Genomic DNA, 18,849 nt, shown 5'->3' with positions numbered 1-18,849 from the left:
CTGATCTGTTCGCTCCACCCCTCATCATGTCCACATGCTGGAACTGAGTATCCGCTTCTCGAACACTCGTCCATCATGTAACCTGCACGAAATCGCAGAGGGCCAACGTCGTCCCTGTTGCGCATGCCTGGGAACAGGCAATGCATACAAGCCAAAGACGACGACGGGAGAGCCATGCGTTCGCGTTCCGCGTTCATGGACGGGCGCCCCGCCCCGCAGGGGATGTACGACCCCCGCAACGAGCACGACGCCTGTGGCGTCGGTTTCGTGGCCACCCTCACCGGCGAGGCGAGCCATGGGCTCGTGGAGCAGGCGCTGACCGTTCTGCGCAATCTGGAGCATCGTGGTGCCACCGGCGCCGAGCCCGACTCGGGTGACGGCGCGGGCATCCTCCTCCAGATCCCGGACGCCTTCTTGCGCGAGGCCGCCGGCTTCGCGCTGCCCGACCAGGGCCACTACGCGGTCGGCCTCGCCTTCCTCCCGGTCGAGACCGAGGACCGCGCCAAGGCCGTCGACGCCATCGAGCGGATCGCCGCGGAAGAGGGCCTGACCGTACTCGGCTGGCGCGAGGTCCCGGTCGCCCCCGAGTTGCTGGGCACCACCTCCCGCTCGACCATGCCGTACTTCTCGCAGCTCTTCGTCGCCGACAGCGCCGGCGCCGCCTCCGGCATCGACCTCGACCGGCCCGCCTTCGTCCTGCGCAAGCGGGCCGAGCGCGAGGCCGACGTGTACTTCCCGTCGCTGTCCGCCCGCACGATCGTGTACAAGGGCATGCTGACCACGGGACAGCTCGAACCGTTCTTCCCCGACCTGTCCGACCCGCGGTTCGCCACCGCCATCGCGCTGGTCCACTCGCGCTTCTCCACCAACACCTTCCCGAGCTGGCCGCTCGCCCACCCGTACCGATTCGTCGCGCACAACGGTGAGATCAACACCGTCAAGGGCAACAGGAACTGGATGCGGGCCCGCGAGTCGCAGCTCGCCAGCGACCTCTTCGGCCCGGCGGGCGGCGGCCAGGGCGGCGACCTGGAGCGGATCTTCCCGATCTGTACGCCCGGCGCCTCCGACACCGCGTCCTTCGACGAGGTGCTGGAACTGCTGCACCTCGGCGGCCGGTCGCTGCCGCACAGCGTGCTGATGATGATCCCCGAGGCGTGGGAGAACCACGAGTCGATGGACCCGGCGCGGCACGCCTTCTACCAGTACCACTCCACGCTGATGGAGCCCTGGGACGGCCCGGCCTGCGTCACCTTCACCGACGGCTCCGTCGTCGGCGCGGTCCTGGACCGCAACGGCCTGCGCCCCGGCCGCTACTGGGTCACCGACGACGGCCTGGTCGTGCTCGCCTCCGAGTCCGGCGTCCTGGACATCGCCCCGGAGAAGGTGACCCGCAAGGGCCGCCTCCAGCCCGGCCGGATGTTCCTGGTCGACACCGTCCAGCACCGGATCGTCGAGGACGACGAGATCAAGGCGGGCATCGCCGCGGAGAACCCGTACGCCGACTGGCTGGAAGCCGGGCTGATCAACCTCTCCGACCTGCCCGAGCGCGAGCACATCGTGCACACCCACGCCTCGGTCACCCGCCGCCAGCAGACCTTCGGCTACACCGAGGAAGAGCTGCGGATCATCCTCGCGCCGATGGCCAGGACCGGCGGCGAACCGCTCGGCTCGATGGGCACCGACTCGCCGATCGCGGCGCTCTCCGAGCGCCCCCGGCTGCTCTTCGACTACTTCACCCAGCTCTTCGCGCAGGTCACCAACCCGCCGCTGGACGCCATCCGCGAGGAACTGGTCACCTCGCTGATCTCCACCATCGGCCCGTCGGGCAACCTGCTGGAACCCAGCCCGGCCTCCTGTCGCAACATCACCCTGCCGTTCCCGGTGATCGACAACGACGAGCTGGCCAAGCTCATCCACGTCAACGCCGACGGCGACCTGCCCGGGCTCAAGGGCGCCACCCTGTCCGGCCTCTACCGGGTCACCGGCGGCGGCCAGGCACTGGCCGCCCGGCTCGCCGAGATCTGCGCCGAGGCCGACGCCGCCATAGAGGACGGCGCCCGCCTGATCGTGCTCTCCGACCGGCACTCCGACGCCGAGCACGCGCCGATCCCGTCGCTGCTGCTCACCTCCGCCGTGCACCACCACCTGATCCGCACCAAGCAGCGCACCCAGGTCGGCCTCCTCGTCGAGGCGGGCGACGTGCGCGAGGTGCACCACGTGGCGCTGCTCATCGGCTACGGCGCCGCGGCCGTCAACCCCTACCTGGCCATGGAGTCCGTCGAGGACCTGGTCAGGTCGGGCACCTTCCTGCCCGGCGTCGAGGTCGAGACCGCGCTGAAGAACCTGATCAAGGCGCTCGGCAAGGGCGTGCTGAAGGTCATGTCCAAGATGGGCATCTCCACCGTCGCCTCCTACCGCGGCGCGCAGGTCTTCGAGGCGGTCGGCCTGGAGTCCGACTTCGTCGACAGCTACTTCCACGGCACCGACACCAAGATCGGCGGCGCGGGCATCGACGTCGTCGCGCAGGAGGTCGCCGCCCGGCACGCCAAGGCGTACCCGCTGTCCGGCATCGCCGCCGCGCACCGCAGGCTCGACATCGGCGGCGAGTACCAGTGGCGCCGCGAGGGCGAACCGCACCTGTTCGACCCCGACACCGTCTTCCGGCTCCAGCACGCCACCCGCACCCGGCGCTACGACATCTTCAAGCAGTACACGCAGCGGGTGAACGAGCAGTCCGAGCGGCTGATGACGCTGCGCGGCCTGTTCGGGCTGAAGAACGACCGCGGCCCGGTCCCGATCGACGAGGTCGAGCCGGTCTCCGAGATCGTCAAGCGCTTCTCCACCGGCGCCATGTCGTACGGCTCGATCTCGCGCGAGGCGCACGAGACGCTCGCCATCGCCATGAACCAGCTCGGCGGCAAGTCCAACACCGGTGAGGGCGGCGAGGACGCCGACCGGCTGTACGACCCGGCCCGGCGCAGCGCCATCAAGCAGGTCGCCTCCGGCCGCTTCGGCGTGACGTCGGAGTACCTGGTCAACGCCGACGACATCCAGATCAAGATGGCCCAGGGCGCCAAGCCCGGCGAGGGCGGTCAGCTCCCCGGCCACAAGGTCTACCCGTGGATCGCCGGCACCCGGCACTCCACCGCGGGCGTCGGCCTGATCTCGCCGCCGCCGCACCACGACATCTACTCCATCGAGGACCTCGCCCAGCTCATCCACGACCTGAAGAACGCCAACCCCAAGGCGCGCGTTCACGTCAAGCTGGTCTCCGAGGTCGGCGTCGGCACCGTCGCGGCCGGTGTGTCCAAGGCCCACGCGGACGTCGTCCTGATCTCGGGACACGACGGCGGTACGGGCGCCTCGCCGCTCACCTCGCTCAAGCACGCGGGCGGCCCCTGGGAGCTGGGCCTGGCCGAGACCCAGCAGACGCTGCTGCTCAACGGCTTGCGGGACCGTATCGTCGTGCAGACCGACGGCCAGCTCAAGACCGGCCGGGACGTCGTCATCGCCGCGCTGCTCGGGGCCGAGGAGTTCGGCTTCGCGACCGCGCCGCTGGTGGTCTCCGGCTGCGTCATGATGCGCGTCTGCCACCTCGACACCTGTCCGGTCGGCGTCGCCACCCAGAACCCGGTGCTGCGCGACCGCTTCACCGGCAAGCCCGAATTCGTCGTGAACTTCTTCGAGTTCATCGCGGAAGAGGTCCGCGAGATCCTCGCCGAGCTGGGCTTCCGCTCCATCGAGGAAGCCGTCGGCCACGCCGAGCTGATCGACGCCGACCACGCCGTGGAGCACTGGAAGGCGCAGGGCCTCGACCTCGCCCCGCTGCTGTACGTGCCGGAGCTGCCCGAGGGCGCGGTGCTGCACCGTACCGTCGAGCAGGACCACGGCCTGGACCGCGCCCTGGACAACGAGCTGATCCGGCTCGCCGCCGAGGCGCTGGAGTCCGGCGCCCCGGTCCGCGCGCAGGTGCCGATCCGCAACGTCAACCGCACGGTCGGCACCATGCTCGGCCACGAGGTGACCAAGAAGTACGGCGGCGCGGGCCTGCCCGACGACACCATCGACGTCACCTTCACCGGCTCCGCCGGCCAGTCCTTCGGCGCGTTCCTGCCCCGGGGCGTCACCCTGCGGCTCGAAGGCGACGCCAACGACTACGTCGGCAAGGGCCTGTCCGGCGGCCGGGTCATCGTCCGCCCCGACCGCGGCGCCGACCACCTCGCCGAGTACTCCACCATCGCGGGCAACACCATCGCGTACGGCGCGACCAGCGGCGAGCTGTTCCTGCGCGGCCGTACCGGCGAGCGGTTCTGCGTCCGCAACTCCGGCGCGACCGTCGTCTCCGAAGGCGTCGGCGACCACGGCTGCGAGTACATGACCGGCGGCCGGGCCGTCGTCCTCGGCGCCACCGGGCGCAACTTCGCGGCCGGTATGTCCGGCGGCATCGCCTACGTCCTCGACCTCGACCCCGGCGCCGTCAACTTCGGGATGGTCGGCGTCGAGTCGCTGGACGCGGGCGACATCACGTGGCTGCACGATGTCGTGCGCCGCCACTTCGAGGAGACCGGCTCCACCGTCGCCGAGCGGCTGCTCGCCGACTGGGGCGGCGCCCTCACCCGCTTCGGCAAGGTCATGCCGAGGGACTACAAGGCAGTGCTCGCCGCCAAGAACGCCGCCGAGCAGGCCGGACTCTCCGAGTCCGAGACCACCGCGAAGATGATGGAGGCGGCAAATGGCTGACCCCAAGGGCTTCCTCACCACCCCGCGTGAGACCGCTCCGACCCGCCCGGTCGAGGAGCGCCGGCAGGACTGGAAAGAGGTCTACGTCCCCGGCGGCCTGCTGCCGATCATCAGCAAGCAGGCCGGACGCTGCATGGACTGCGGCATCCCGTTCTGTCACAACGGCTGTCCGCTGGGGAATCTGATCCCCGAGTGGAACGACTACGCCTACCGCGAGGACTGGACCGAGGCCAGCGAGCGGCTGCACGCCACCAACAACTTCCCGGAGTTCACCGGGCGGCTGTGCCCCGCGCCGTGCGAGTCGGCCTGCGTGCTGGGCATCAACCAGCCCGCCGTCACCATCAAGAACGTCGAAGTCACCATCATCGACAAGGCGTGGGACAACGGCGACGTCACCCCGCAGCCGCCGGACCGGCTGTCCGGCAAGACCGTCGCCGTGATCGGCTCGGGCCCCGCGGGCCTGGCCGCCGCCCAGCAGCTCACCCGCGCCGGGCACACCGTCGCGGTCTACGAGCGCGCCGACCGGATCGGCGGACTGCTGCGATACGGCATCCCCGAGTTCAAGATGGAGAAGCGGCACATCAACCGGCGCATCGAGCAGATGCGCGCCGAGGGCACCAAATTCCGCACCGGAGTGCAGATCGGCGTCGACCTCGACGCGGCCAAGCTCGCCAAGCGGTACGACGCGGTGGTCATCGCGGCCGGCGCGACCGTCTCCCGCGACCTGCCCGCACCCGGCCGTGAGCTGGGCGGCATCCACTTCGCGATGGAGTACCTCCCGCTGGCCAACAAGGTGCAGGAGGGCGACTTCGTCTCCCCGCCGATCACCGCGCAGGGCAAGCACGTCGTCGTCATCGGCGGCGGCGACACCGGCGCGGACTGCGTCGGCACCGCCCACCGGCAGGGCGCGGCCTCGGTCACCCAGCTCGAGATCATGCCGCGGCCGTCCGACGACCGGCCCGCGGGCCAACCGTGGCCGACGATGCCCGCCGTCTACAAGGTGACCTCGGCGCACGAGGAGGGCGGCGAGCGGGTCTACGCCGTCAACACCATGAAGTTCGAGGGCGACGAGAACGGCAACGTCAAGGCGCTGCACCTGGTCGAGGTGGCCTTCCAGGACGGGAAGTTCGTCCCGCAGGAGGGCACCGAGCGGGTCATCCCCGCCGAGCTGGTCACCCTCGCGATGGGCTTCACCGGCACCGACCAGTCCAACGGCCTGGTCGACCAGCTCGGTCTCGCGCTGGACGCCCGCGGCAACATCGCGCGCGACGCCTCGTACGCGACCAACGTCGACGGTGTCTTCGTCGCCGGTGACGCCGGGCGCGGCCAGTCGCTCATCGTCTGGGCCATCGCCGAGGGCCGCTCCGCCGCGAAGGCCGTCGACTCCTACCTCACCGGCCTGGCCTCGGCCCTGCACGCCCCCATCCGCCCGACCGACCGGCCCCTCATGGTCTGACGTCGCGTCCGGACGGTCCCGACTGTCCCACCCCGCTCCGCACAATGGCGTGCGGAGCGCGCAACACCGCAGCGCCCGCCACTCCCCGACCAAGGAGGCGGGCGTTGTGCTTTTCCCCTCGCGGCGGGGCGGTGCCGCGTTCTTTGGGGCACGAACCCGCCGTGCGAACAGCGCGCCCCCGGCAGGGTCACGTGTCGACGTCCAGCTCCGTCTTGCACAGGGCGCACCGGGCGCGCAGGCGCCCCCGGCAGGGGACGCGGATGCGCTGGAAGCAGGTGGGGCACGGGAAGGAGACCCGTACCGTGCCCGAGGGCGCGGCCTCGAACGTGTAGTCCGGGCCGGAGGCCAGCGCGCGGCGGTCCTTGGCGTACCGTCGGCGGGCCGCCCAGCCCGACGCGGCCAGGGGAGCGCGGCGCACGTCCTGCTGGGCGCGGGCCAGCCCCGCGCGATAGGCGTCGCGGGCCTGGGCGCTGCGGAACCACGGCTCGATGTCGTCGCCGAAGGCCGCCGCGCGCTTGGCCAGCACGTAGCCGAACTCCTCCGGCGTGAGATAGCCGAGCTTGTACGCCGACATCATCAGCCGCTCGCCGCGGATCGCGGCCTCCTCGCGGTACGCGTCCAGCAGCAGCCAGCCCGCGCCCAGATACGCGGTGGCGGTGTCGGTCAGAATCTCGTTGTCCCGGGTGCCGGGGAACTCCAGACCGAGCCGGTGCAGGTAGACGTGCATGACCTCGTGGGCGAGCGCCGCCCCGACATCGCGCCGGTCGGTCCTGAACCGCGAGTGCAGCTCGATGAAGTACTCGGGCCCCGCGGCCAGCTCCACATTGCCCGCGTGCACCATGTCGCGGAAGCTCACGACCATCCGCGCGTCCGGCAGCCGGAAGTGCTGCACCATGACGCGGGCCACCCGCTGCGCGCCCAGATACAGGTCCTCGTCCGCGGGGAAGTCCACCAGTTCGGGATGGACGCTGGTGGCGAATCTGGCCACCCCGTCGCCCGACAGCCGCCGGTAGAGCGCGGTGAGCGCGGACCGCACCGTGTCGATGTGCGGGAAACCGTGCACGATGGCCCCGCCACCGGCCGTCGACGACGCGCTGGGTCCAGCCTGCTCGGCCATGAACACCTCCCCGTACCCACCGAGCCTACGCGTCGGCCCGCGCCGTTGTCGCCGCCATCGGCGGCCTCGGCGTCCCGCGGCGGCGGCCTCGCGGGGGTACCAGGTGACGGAGCCGCCGACGTGCGGCAGCATGTGCGACATGCCTGCTCTGACCCGCGCCGAGGCCGAGACCCGCGCCAGCGATCTGACCGTCCGCCACTACGCGATCGACCTCGATCTCACCCGAGGGGAGGACGTCTTCGGCTCGACCTCGGTGATCACCTTCACCGCCGACCGCGCCTGCGACACCTTCGCGGAACTCAAGCCCGCCGCACTGCGCCGCGTCGTGCTCGACGGCACGGAACTCGACCCGGCCACGCTGGACGACAACCGCCTCCCGCTGCCCGGCCTCGCCGCCGGGGACCACGAACTGCGGGTCGAGGCCGACATGCGGTACTCGCACACCGGCGAGGGCATGCACCGCTTCACCGACCCCGCCGACGGGGAGACGTACGTCTACACCCAGCTCTTCATGGAAGACGTGCAGCGCGTCGCCGCCGCCTTCGACCAGCCGGACCTCAAGGCCGTGTTCGAGGTCACGGTGACCGCGCCGCCGCAGTGGACGGTCCTCGGCAACGCGCTCACCTCCCGTACCGGCCAGACGCCCGCGGGCGACGGGCGCTGGACGATGGCCGCGACCCCGCCGATCTCCACGTATCTGCTCGCCGTCGCCGCGGGACCCTGGCACTCGGTACGCACCGAGCACGCCGGGCTGCCCTTCGGCCTGCACTGCCGCCGCTCGCTCGCCCCGCACCTGGACCGGGACGCCGACGAGCTGTTCGACATCACCCGCCGCTGCTTCGACCGCTACCACGAGCTGTTCGCGGAGCCGTACCCCTTCGACTCCTACGACCAGGCGTTCGTCCCCGAGTTCAACGCGGGCGCGATGGAGAACCCCGGACTGGTCACCTTCCGCGACGAGTTCGTCTTCCGCTCGGCCTTCACGCCCACCGAGGCGCAGTTCCGGGCCGTCGTCATCGCGCACGAGATGGCGCACATGTGGTTCGGCGACCTGGTGACGCTGCGCTGGTGGGACGACATCTGGCTGAACGAGTCCTTCGCCGAGTACATGGGCTTCCAAGTCCTCTCCGAGGCCACCGACTTCACCGGCACCTGGACCGACTTCGCCGTCGCCCGCAAGGCGTGGGGCACCGACGCCGACCAGCGGCCCTCCACCCACCCGGTGGCCCCCGACCCCGAGGCCGTCCCCGACACCGCCTCCGCGCTCAACAACTTCGACGGCATCTCGTACGCCAAGGGCGCCTCCGCGCTGCGCCAACTCGTGGCCTGGCTCGGCCAGGAGGACTTCCTCGCCGGGATCAACGAGCACTTCGCCCGGCACCGCTTCGGCAACGCCAACCTCGCCGACTTCATCGACTCGCTGGCCGGCGCCACCGAACGCGACGTGCCCGGTTGGGCCGCCGCCTGGCTGCGCACCAGCGGCGTCGACACGCTGACGCCCGCCACCGTGGCCACCTCCGACAGCGGCTGGCGGCTGGAGATCAGCCACAGCGGAGACCGCCCGCACCGGATCGCCGTCGGCCTGTACGACCGGGCCGCCGACGACCCCGCGCGGCTCGTGCCGCGCGAACGGCTCACCGTCGACATCGACGCGAACGCCGCCGTCAGCGCGCACGAACTGCCCGGCTCCCGGCCCGATGTGGTGCTGCTCAACGACGGCGACCTCTCCTTCGCCAAGGTCCGCTTCGACGAACACACCTGGGAGACGCTGGAGGAGACGCTCAGCGGGCTGCCCGAACCGCTCAGCCGGGCCGTCACCTGGTGCGCGGCCCGCGATCTCGTACGCGACGCGAAGATCGCCCCGCGCGACTATCTGGCCCTGGTCGCACGGCAGTTGCCCGCCGAGACCGACCCGGCGCTGGTCGAGGCGGTCCTCACCTTCGCGCGTACGCAGGTCGCCGACCGCTACCTCGACCCGGCGCTGCGCCCCGACGCCCTCGGCAAGCTCGCCGCCACCAGCCGGGCGCTGCTCGCCGACGGCGGCCCCGGGGTCCGGCTCACCGCCACCCGCACCCTCATCGACAGCGCCGTCACCGCGGGCGAGGCGGCCGTACTGCGCGAGTGGTACGACGACGGCAAGATTCCCGGCGCCGCGGATCTCGACGCCGAGCTGCGCTGGAAGGCGCTGCTGCGGCTCGCCGTCCTCGGGCACGCCACCGCCGCCGACATCGACGCCGAGCTGGCCCGCGACCCCAGCGGCACCGGTCGTGAGGGCGCCGCCCGCTGCCGGGCCGCCCTGCCGGACGAGGCGGCCAAGGAGGCCGCCTGGGCGTCGATGTTCCACGACGACACCCTGTCCAACTACCTCTTCGCGGCCACCGCCCAGGGCTTCTGGCACCCCGAACAGGACGCCCTGCTCAGCCCGTTCGTCCCGCGCTTCTACCCCGACGCCATCGCCGTCACCGGCCGTCGCGGCGCGGCCATCGCCGAGGCCATCAGCCGCTACGGCTTCCCCTCGGAGGTCGTCACCGAATCCGCCCTCGAACTCGGCCGCACCGCTCTCTCCGACCCCACCCTCATCCCCGCTCTCCGCCGTGCCCTCACCGACCGCCTCGACGACCTCTCGCGTGCCGCGCGCATCAGGTCCACCTGGTAGCCCAGCCCCCCAAGAAGGCTCCTTCACCGGGCCCGGTGGGCCGATCTTTTAGGGGCGCGGGGACCCGCGCGACCTCGCGCCCCAGGACGGTTCCCTTGCGCTAGGCGGCACGCCGGTCTTTCCAGGGGCGCGGGGAACTGCGCGACCTCGCGCCCCAGGGCGGTTGCTTTGCGCTAGGCGGCACGCCGGTCTTTTAGGGGCGCTGGGGGCACCTCCCAGCGTTAGCTGGGGGAGGAACTGCGCGCTCAGCCCGCGTGGTGGCGCGGGTGAAAACCGGCCCCAGCGGGGCAGATGCGGTTGTTTTCGGGCTGAAGCCCGGTGGGGGCTGGTCGCGCAGTTCCCCGCGCCCCTAAAGACAAGGCCCTGCGCGAGGTGGGCGCACGGGGGGCGATACCCGTTGGCGTTCGGCGTCGTTGAGTACGGAGAGGTACCGGCGACGACAGGCGGCAACGACTCATGGCGAAGCCACAACTGGCCGGGGGCCGCCAAGGACCCGCAGAACTCGGGCCGTTGCTCGAAACGGCCCGCGCGGCCCTCGCGGAAGGCGCGGCGACCCGCGGCGGCCCCCTGCCCAGCGGCGGCCCCGCCGCGGTGGCGGCGCGGCTGGCCCGGACGGGCCCGCCGCTGCCCCGCACCGGCACCGGAGCGGAAGAAGCCCTGCGCACACTGGTGCGCGCCGTCGCGGAGGGCGCCGCCGACCCGGCGGAACCGGGCTGCGTCGCGCATCTGCACTGCCCGCCCCTGGCCATGGCCGCGGCGGCCGACTTCGCCGCGTCCGTACTGAACCCGTCCATGGACTCCTGGGACCAGGCCCCCGCCGCCACGGCGTTGGAGGCCCGCGTCACGGCGGCACTGGCGGCCCTGGTGTACCCCGGCCACGACGCTCCCGACGCGCTGGTCACGACCGGCGGCACGGAGTCGAACCAGCTCGCGCTGTTGCTGGCCAGGGAGCGTGCGGCGCGTGCGGGCCGCCGCCCGGTGCAGGTGGTGTGCGGGTCGAACGCGCACCACAGCGTGGCCCGCGCGACCTGGCTGCTCGGTCTGCCCCGTCCGGTGGTGCTCGCCACACCCGGCGGCGTACTGGACCCGGCGGCCGTGGAGTCCGTCCTGCGCGGCCTCGCGCCGCACGTGCTGCTGGTCGCGACCGCGGGCACCACGGACACCGGTGCGATCGACGCGCTGCCCGCGCTGGCAGCCGCCGCCGCCCGGCACGACGCCGAGTTGCACGTGGACGCCGCGTACGGCGGCCCGTTGCTGTTCAGCGACCGCGAAGCGGCCAAGCTCGCGGGCCTCGACCAGGCCGTCTCGGTCACCGTCGACCTGCACAAGCTCGGCTGGCAGCCGGTCGCCGCGGGCCTGCTGGTCGTACCCGATGCCGCCGCGCTGCGCCCGCTCGACCACCGCGCCGACTATCTGAACGCGGCCGACGACACCGAGGCCGGGCTGCCCGACCTGCTGGGCCGTTCGCTGCGCACCAGCCGCCGCCCCGACGTCCTGAAGATCGCCGTCACCCTGCGGGCGCTCGGCCACGAGGGGATGGGGCAGCTGGTCGACGCCGTCTGCGCGTCGGCCCGTGAGCTGGCGGAGCGGATCGAACGCCACCCGGACCTGACGCTGTACGCGCACCCCGCCATCAGCACCGTGCTGTTCCGGCCGCGCGGCGCCACCGACGAGGCGATCGCCGCGCTGCGCCGCCGCCTGCTGTACGACGGCCGGGCGGTGCTGGGCCGCGCCCACGTCGGCGGGCGGCTGTGGCTCAAGGCGACGCTGCTGAACCCGTACCTCACCGCGGCGGACCTCGACGCGCTCGTCGCCCTGGCCGCCGAGCCCACGGAGCCCCCGGAGCCCGCTGCGCCCGCCGAGTCCGCCGAGCCACCGGCCCCCGAGGCCCGCTTGCCGCACCCGACACCTCCCCTGACCACGGAAGGCACCACCCCCCGATGACGCCCTCGCACGACGACGCCTCGCACGAGGCCCCCGGAACGGCGCGACCAGCCGGCGCCCCGGCCCCCGCGCCGGTCCCCCACCCGACGACGGTTCCCGCACAGGCGCAAGGACCCGACCGCGCCCCGGCCCCCGCCGCGCCCCCCGCCGAATCGCAGCCGCCCCCCTTCGACCTGCTCGGCATCGGCATCGGCCCGTTCAACCTCTCGCTCGCCGCCCTCGCCGACGGCGTGCCCGACCTCACCGCCGCCTTCTACGACCAGCGGTCCTCCTTCCAGTGGCACCCCGGTCTGCTGATCGACGGCGCCACCCTCCAAGTCCCCTTCCTGGCCGACCTGGTGACCCTCGCGGACCCCGCGAGCCGCTGGTCCTTCCTGAGCTGGCTCAAGACCCGCGAGCGGCTGTTCCCCTTCTACTTCGCCGAGCGCTTCCATGTGCACCGCGCCGAATACGACGCCTACTGCCGGTGGGCCGCCGAGGGGCTGCCCAGTACGCACTTCGGGCAGCAGGTCGACGCCGTGCGCTGGAACGCGGAGCGCGGCCACTTCGAGGTCGACCACACGCACCTGGACGAGCACGGCGAGGCCGAGGCGCTGGGCCGCACGTACGCCCGGCACCTGGTGGTGGGGATCGGCACGGCCCCTTACGTACCGGAGCCCCTGCGCCCGCTCGCGCAGGCGCCGACCGTACCCGTCGTGCACTCCGCGGACTACGTCAAGCAGCGTGAACGGCTGCTGGACGCCGAGCACATCACCGTCGTCGGCTCCGGACAGTCCGGCGCCGAGATCTTCCTCGACCTGCTGCGGGCGCGTCCCGCCGGCCGGGAGCGGCTGACGTGGCTGGCGCGCACGCCCGCCTTCGCGCCGATGGAGTACAGCAAGCTGGGCCTCGAACACTTCACCCCGGACTACACGCGGTACTTCCACGGTCTGCCGGAGCCGGTGCGCGACCGACTGGTGCCGCGGCAGTGGCAGTTGCACAAGGGCATCGACGACGCCACGATCACCGCGATCCACGACGAGCTGTACCGCCGTACGCTCGACGGCGGCTGGCCGGACGCGGTGCTGACGCCCGGCGTCACCGTGCGGACCGCGGGCCGGATCGGCACCCAGAGCATCGAACTGCACCTGGAACACGTCGAACAGGGCACCCGTACCCGGCTGATGACCGACGCGGTGGTGCTGGCGACCGGCTACCGGGAGCGCCCGCTCGACCAGTTGCTCGCGCCGCTCGACCCGTACCTGAAGCGGGACTCCGCCAACCGGCCGCGGATCGACGCGCGGCACCGGCTGGAGCTGGACCGGGCGGTCACCGGCCGGATCTACGTGCAGAACGCGGAGCGGCACAGCCACGGGATCGGCGCGCCCGACCTGGGCCTGGCGGCCTGGCGCTCCGCGGTCATCCTCAACGACCTGACCGGCCTCCTGACCGGCGCGGAGCACTACCCGCTGCCGGCCAGGACGGCCTTCACCACCTTCGGTCTCGACGGCGCCGCCGCCAGCGACGTCCCTACGCGAACAGCGGCACTCCGGCGCGGGTGAGGCGCCACTCGTCGCCGCCGAACGTCGTCGGGTCGATCGTGCCGTGCGCCTGCACCCAGGCGATGATCGTGTTGCGGATCTCGTCCGAGTTGGACCACACCGACTGGGCGGTGGCCACGTGCGGGTAGTTGCTGCCGCCGCCGGAGCGGTAGTTGTTGACCGCGAGCACGAACCGCGCGGCCGGGTCGACCGGCGCGCCGCCGTGCGTGAGGTTGACGATCCGGGAGCCGACCGGCTGCGCGATGTCGATGTCGTACGACACGCCGCTGAGGATGTCGTAGCTGTAGTCGGGGGTGTTGTTGGCGTTGGTGATCTTGGTGACGTCGACGGGCGCGTCCGGCGCGGTCTGCGCGTAGTACGCCGCCGACCACTCCAGGTAGTCCTTGACCTGGGCGCCGGTGAGCAGCTTGGCGTCCAGGGTGTTCTCGTAGACGTACAGCCCTGCCACGTCGCGCAGCGAGACCTGCCCCGCCGGGATCGCGGCGGTGCGGGAGAACGGCGACGCCTCGGAGAGCACCGGCAGGTCGGCGTACGCGGTACCGGCGAGCGCCGCCTTCACCGTGTCGGCCTGCACCAGGTTGAGGAAGTCGATGATCGGCGTGTCCTTGTACGTGGACTCGGCCGCGGACATCGTCGCGGTGCAGGTGCCGATGATCTGGTTGACGTACGCGACGACCTTGTTGTGCTCGTCGCGCACCAGCTTGGCGACGACCGGGTCCTCGGCGACGGTGTTGGCGTTGCGCACCTCGGCCTTGACGGAGGTGACCTCCCACCGGCCGCGGCTGAACTCCAGGTCGATGTCGAAGACGCTCAGCCGCATGCCCCACATCAGGGGCTCGGACAGCACGACGGTCTTGCCGGTCTTCTCGTTGACGACCAGCGTCTGCGGGCGCTCGACGTGGGTGTGGCCGACCAGGATCGCGTCGATGCCGGGCACCTGCCGGGCCACCAGCGAGGAGGCGTTCTCCGGGTACGGGATCGCGTCGCCGTAGGAGGTGCTGCCGTCCAGGCCGGAGTGGTCGGTGCAGATCACCACGTCGCAGCCGAGGGCGCGGAGCTTGGGCACGTAGATCCTCGCCTGCTCGACCAGGCCGGGGAAGGCCATCTTGCCCTGCACGTTGGCCTTGTCCCAGATGGCGATGCCGGGGTTGGTCAGGCCGAGGATGCCGACCTTGACCGGGGGGCCGCCCTGGACGCGGATCTCCTTGACCAGGTAGGGCGGGAAGGCGGGCTTGAGGGTCTTGGCGTCCACCGCGTTGGCGGCGAGCAGCGGGAAGTCGCACTGGTCCTGGAAGGCGCGCAGCAGCGGGATGCCGTAGTTGAACTCGTGGTTGCCCAGCGCCGCCGCGTCGTACTTCATGTGGTTCATGGCCAGCGCCATCGGGTGCTTGGGGCCGCGGCGCGCGCCGGTGATCGGCTCGACCCGCGCGTAGTAGTACGAGAGCTGCGTGCCCTGGATGATGTCGCCCGCGTCGATCAGCAGCGTGCGGTCGTGGCCCTTCTCGGCGCGGGCGTGCGCGACGAGGGTGGAGACCTTGGCGAGGCCGATGTCGTTGTGGGTCGCGTCGTCGTACTCGGCGTTCGTGAAGTAGTCCCAGTTCAGGGCGTGTCCGTGCAGGTCGGTGGTGCCCAGCACCCGCAGGCTGAACGTCTTGGGCTTCCCGTGGCCGTGTCCGTGGTGCCGGTCGGCGGCCTCCGCGGGGCTCGCCCCCACGACCGCCCCGGCGGTGCCCGCGAGCGCCACGCCCGCCCCCGTGGCGGCCGAGCGGTTGATGAAGTCCCTGCGGTTGAGCGCCATCTGTCGTCTCCTCGTTCCCGTCTGCTCCCGGTGCGGGAACAACGCGCGTAGATTCTGCACCGCCCGCCCCACCCGGCGACACCCCCCACACGTAACCGGAAGATGTCCCGCGCGTGACACGCACGGTGCGGCCGACGTGCGATTCCGGGCGCGTAAGACGTGCTCAGCGGGTGCGGGGGTGACAGGAGTGCTCATCGGAGCGGGGGGCCGCACACTTCGACACTTGTCAACAAGCGTTAATCCAGACGTCGTTGGGCAGTTGCCGTGAGCGTGTTCCCTACCAACGAGTAGGTCATACTCTCGACACATGCGCCGAGCCAAAATTGTCTGCACACTGGGCCCCGCCACCGACTCCTACGACCAGATCAAAGCACTGGTCGAGGCCGGAATGGACGTGGCACGACTGAATCTGAGCCATGGAGCGTACGCGGAGCACGAGGACCGCTACCGACGAGTCCGCAAAGCCGCGGACGAGACCGGTCGCAGCGTGGGCATCATGGTTGACCTTCAGGGCCCGAAGATCAGGCTCGGACGTTTCGCCGAAGGACCTGTACTACTCGAACGCGGCGACGAGTTCACGATCACCGTGGACGACATCGAGGGCGACCAGCAGATCTGCGGGACGACGTACAAGGGACTGTCCGCGGACGTCGCCCGCGGCGAGCGCATCCTGGTGGACGACGGGCGCGTCACCCTGGAGGTCACCGACGTCGAGGGACCGCGGGTGCACACCATGGTCATCGAGGGCGGGATGGTCTCCGACAACAAGGGGCTGAATCTCCCCGGTGTCGCCGTGTCGGTGCCCGCGCTGTCCGACAAGGACATCAGGGACCTGCGCTGGGGCCTGCGGATCGGCGCCGACATCATCGCGCTGTCCTTCGTCCGCACCGGGCGGGACGTCGAGGACGTGCTGCGGATCATGGCCGAGGAGGGCCGCCGGGTCCCGGTGATCGCCAAGGTCGAGAAGCCGCAGGCGGTCGACGCCCTCGAAGGGATCGTCGACGCGTTCGACGGGATCATGGTCGCGCGCGGCGACCTCGGCGTCGAGATGCCGCTGGAAGCCGTCCCGATGGTGCAGAAGCGCGCGATCACGCTCGCCAAGCGCAACGCGAAGCCGGTCATCGTCGCCACGCAGATGCTCGACTCGATGATCGACAACTCCCGCCCCACCCGCGCCGAGGCCAGCGATGTCGCCAACGCCGTGATGGACGGCACGGACGCGGTGATGCTCTCCGGTGAGACCAGCGTCGGCAAGTATCCGATCGAGACCGTCAAGACGATGTCGCGGATCGTGTCCGCGGCCGAGGACGCGGTGCTCGCCACCGGCCTGCCGCCGCTCACCGACCAGAACAAGCCCCGTACCCAGGGCGGCGCCGTGGCCCGCGCCGCCGCCGAGATGGGCGACTTCCTCGGCGCCCGCTTCCTGGTCGCCTTCACCCAGTCCGGCGACACCGTCCGCCGCCTGTCCCGCTACCGCTCGCCGATCCCCCTGCTCGCCTTCACCCCGGAGCCCGCGACCCGCTCGCAGTTGAATCTGACCTGGGGAGTGGAGACCTTCCTCGGCCCGATGGTGCAGACCACCGACGAGATGGTCCAACAGGTGGACGAGCAGCTGCTGCGGATCGGCCGCTGCAAGAAGGGCGACATCGTGGTGATCACGGCCGGTTCGCCCCCCGGCATGCCGGGCACCACCAACATGGTCCGGGTCCACCACATCGGCGAGGACGATTCGCCGAAATCCTGACCTGTACGGCGCGGATTCACCCGCCGCGCCCATCACGCCCCGTTCGGCATTCGCCGGGCGGGGCGTCGTCGTCGGCCGCCTTTGCCGCCGATTTCGGCAGCGGCAATGGCGGGGCCTTTGGCCGGCGAATCGAAAAACTTAACGCTATGTAACGCGAACGCAATACGGAATCAGGGCGGTACTCCGACAGGTGCTTACCCTCTGAATCTCCTGACATTCCTGCCGCGGTCACATCGCCTCCCGGTCGCCCCCAAGTCCCCTACCCTTGGCCGGAAGTGCGCGTTCTCATCATGCGGACGCCGGAGCAAAGCACCCAAATCCCTCCGCCAACCTCAGCAGAACCTCAAGAGTTTCCTTCCGGCATAACAAGACAGTCACACTCTTCCCTTCACCTCTGCCTGACTCAGCTCCACGCGCCTAGAGTCACGGCCAGTCACCGCGCCTCCGGATTTGTCAGTTCGGGTTCCAGCGCGCGACTCGGCGTCTCATCAGAGACGGCCGCGCCAGGGGAAAGGACTGATCGTGCGACACCGTTCCTTGCTTGTACTGACCGCCGTACTCACCACTGGAGCCCTCACCCTCACCGCCTGCGGATCGCGGAGCGACGACAAGAAGGGCAGCGGGGACAGCAGCGGCGCCGCCAAGACGACCGTTGTCATCGGTGTCGACGCTCCGCTTACCGGGCAGAACTCGGCCACCGGCCTCGGCATCCAGTACGGCGTGCAGATCGCTGTCGACGACGCCAACAAGAACAACCTCGTCCCCGGGGTGACCTTCAAGATCAAGGCCCTGGACGACAAGGCGCTGCCCGCCACCGGCCAGCAGAACGCCACGGCCCTGGTCGCGGACAGCAGCGTGATCGCCGCCGTCGGCCCGCTGAACTCCGGCGTCGCCCAGTCCATGCAGCAGGTGTTCACCACCGCGAACATGGTCGAGATCTCGCCGTCCAACACCAACCCCACCCTGACCCAGGGCAAGGACTGGAACACCGGCACCAAGGTCCGGCCGTTCAAGACCTACTTCCGTACCGCCACCACCGACGCCCTCCAGGGCGGCTTCGCGGCGGACTACGCCTACAACACCCTGAAGAAGACCAACGCCTTCGTGGTGGACGACAAGCAGACCTACGGCGCGGGTCTCGCGGGCATCTTCAAGGACAAGTTCGGGTCCCTCGGCGGCAAGATCGCCGGCACCGACCACGTCAACACCGGTGACAACGACTTCTCCACGCTCGTCACCAAGATCAAGAACGCCAAGGCCGACATGGTCTACTACGGCGGCCAGTACGACGAGTCGGAGCAGCTCACCAAGCAGCTCAAGGCGGCCGGCGTGAAGATCCCGCTCATGGGCGGCGACGGCATGTTCTCCGACACCTACATCAAGACCGCGGGTGCGGCCTCGGAAGGCGACCTCGCCACCTCCGTCGGCGTTCCGGTCACCACGCTCCCGGCGGCCAAGGACTTCATCGCCACGTACAAGGCGAAGAACTACCCCGGCGACTACGGCACCTACGGCGGCTACTCGTACGACGCCGCCACCGCGATCATCAAGGGCGTCAAGGCCGTCATGGACGCCAACGGCGGCAAGCTCCCCGCCATGGCCGACGCCCGCTCCAAGCTCGTCGACGCCGTCCAGAAGAGCGACTTCGACGGCATCGCCGGGCACGTCTCCTTCGACCAGTACGGCGACACCACCAACAAGCAGCTCACCGTCTACCAGGTCAAGAGCGGCAAGTGGGAGGCCGTGAAGAGCGGCACCTACAGCGGCTGACCGACTCCGTAGCACCCAGGGCCGCGCGGCTGGTCACCCCGACCGCGCGGCCCCCCGCTTACCCCCCGGCGTACCTTCCCCCC

At 70.9% G+C, this 18,849-nt stretch carries 9 protein-coding genes; 7 read left to right on the top strand and 2 right to left on the bottom strand.

What is annotated here, in order from left to right; genetic code table 11:
- Positions 1-174 precede the first annotated feature (174 nt).
- Together gltB and ACIP4Z_RS30190 are read left to right on the top strand one after the other, a co-directional pair.
- Complete coding sequence (gene gltB, locus ACIP4Z_RS30195) at positions 175-4,740, top strand: glutamate synthase large subunit (RefSeq protein WP_401313422.1); 4,566 nt, start codon at positions 175-177, stop codon at positions 4,738-4,740.
- The gene (locus tag ACIP4Z_RS30190; RefSeq protein ID WP_355333986.1) at positions 4,733-6,196 is read left to right on the top strand and encodes a glutamate synthase subunit beta; all 1,464 of its coding nucleotides are present in this window, start codon (positions 4,733-4,735) and stop codon (positions 6,194-6,196) included. Before gltB ends, ACIP4Z_RS30190 begins: the two co-directional genes overlap by 8 nt.
- Before the next feature lie 187 nt (positions 6,197-6,383).
- On the opposite strand, the gene ACIP4Z_RS30185 is transcribed toward ACIP4Z_RS30190, so the two are convergent.
- Positions 6,384-7,313, bottom strand: coding sequence for a hypothetical protein (locus ACIP4Z_RS30185; protein ID WP_355333984.1), 930 nt, complete (start codon positions 7,311-7,313; stop codon positions 6,384-6,386).
- A gap of 139 nt (positions 7,314-7,452) precedes the next feature.
- Here ACIP4Z_RS30185 and pepN point away from each other — a divergent pair, with 139 nt between their 5' ends.
- From pepN to ACIP4Z_RS30170, 3 genes are all read left to right on the top strand, one after another.
- Positions 7,453-9,969 carry an aminopeptidase N gene (pepN, locus tag ACIP4Z_RS30180; protein ID WP_401313418.1) on the top strand — a complete coding sequence of 839 codons (2,517 nt, stop codon included), beginning with the start codon at positions 7,453-7,455 and terminating at the stop codon, positions 9,967-9,969.
- 456 nt (positions 9,970-10,425) lie between these two features.
- The gene (locus tag ACIP4Z_RS30175) at positions 10,426-11,913 is read left to right on the top strand and encodes a pyridoxal phosphate-dependent decarboxylase family protein (protein ID WP_401313415.1); all 1,488 of its coding nucleotides are present in this window, start codon (positions 10,426-10,428) and stop codon (positions 11,911-11,913) included.
- A complete protein-coding gene (locus ACIP4Z_RS30170; RefSeq protein ID WP_401313412.1) occupies positions 11,910-13,454 on the top strand; it encodes a lysine N(6)-hydroxylase/L-ornithine N(5)-oxygenase family protein in 1,545 nt (514 codons plus the stop codon). Before ACIP4Z_RS30175 ends, ACIP4Z_RS30170 begins: the two co-directional genes overlap by 4 nt.
- Here ACIP4Z_RS30170 and ACIP4Z_RS30165 read toward each other — a convergent pair.
- Entirely contained in the window at positions 13,423-15,252 is a 1,830-nt protein-coding gene (locus tag ACIP4Z_RS30165) for a bifunctional metallophosphatase/5'-nucleotidase (RefSeq protein ID WP_401313409.1), read from the bottom strand. The genes ACIP4Z_RS30170 and ACIP4Z_RS30165 overlap by 32 nt on opposite strands.
- A 307-nt stretch (positions 15,253-15,559) precedes the next feature.
- Here ACIP4Z_RS30165 and pyk point away from each other — a divergent pair, with 307 nt between their 5' ends.
- Positions 15,560-16,996: a pyruvate kinase gene (gene pyk, locus ACIP4Z_RS30160; protein ID WP_355333972.1), complete on the top strand. Its 1,437-nt coding sequence runs from the start codon at positions 15,560-15,562 to the stop codon at positions 16,994-16,996.
- Between the two features lie 522 nt (positions 16,997-17,518).
- The gene (locus tag ACIP4Z_RS30155; RefSeq protein WP_355333970.1) at positions 17,519-18,766 is read left to right on the top strand and encodes a branched-chain amino acid ABC transporter substrate-binding protein; all 1,248 of its coding nucleotides are present in this window, start codon (positions 17,519-17,521) and stop codon (positions 18,764-18,766) included.
- The last annotated feature ends 83 nt before the right edge of the window (positions 18,767-18,849 follow it).

Origin of the sequence: Streptomyces sp. NPDC088910, from assembly GCF_044749865.1 — a bacterium.
Taxonomy (GTDB): Bacteria; Actinomycetota; Actinomycetes; order Streptomycetales; family Streptomycetaceae; genus Actinacidiphila.
This window is presented reverse-complemented; position numbering and strand designations above follow the sequence as displayed.

Coding starts and splice junctions, on each gene's coding strand:
- ACIP4Z_RS30175 (WP_401313415.1), top strand. CDS start 10,426: ATGGCGAAGCCACAACTGGCCGGGGGCCGCCAAGGACCCGCAGAACTC.
- ACIP4Z_RS30185 (WP_355333984.1), bottom strand. CDS start 7,313: ATGGCCGAGCAGGCTGGACCCAGCGCGTCGTCGACGGCCGGTGGCGGG.
- pyk (WP_355333972.1), top strand. CDS start 15,560: ATGCGCCGAGCCAAAATTGTCTGCACACTGGGCCCCGCCACCGACTCC.
- ACIP4Z_RS30190 (WP_355333986.1), top strand. CDS start 4,733: ATGGCTGACCCCAAGGGCTTCCTCACCACCCCGCGTGAGACCGCTCCG.
- pepN (WP_401313418.1), top strand. CDS start 7,453: ATGCCTGCTCTGACCCGCGCCGAGGCCGAGACCCGCGCCAGCGATCTG.
- ACIP4Z_RS30165 (WP_401313409.1), bottom strand. CDS start 15,252: ATGGCGCTCAACCGCAGGGACTTCATCAACCGCTCGGCCGCCACGGGG.
- gltB (WP_401313422.1), top strand. CDS start 175: ATGCGTTCGCGTTCCGCGTTCATGGACGGGCGCCCCGCCCCGCAGGGG.
- ACIP4Z_RS30170 (WP_401313412.1), top strand. CDS start 11,910: ATGACGCCCTCGCACGACGACGCCTCGCACGAGGCCCCCGGAACGGCG.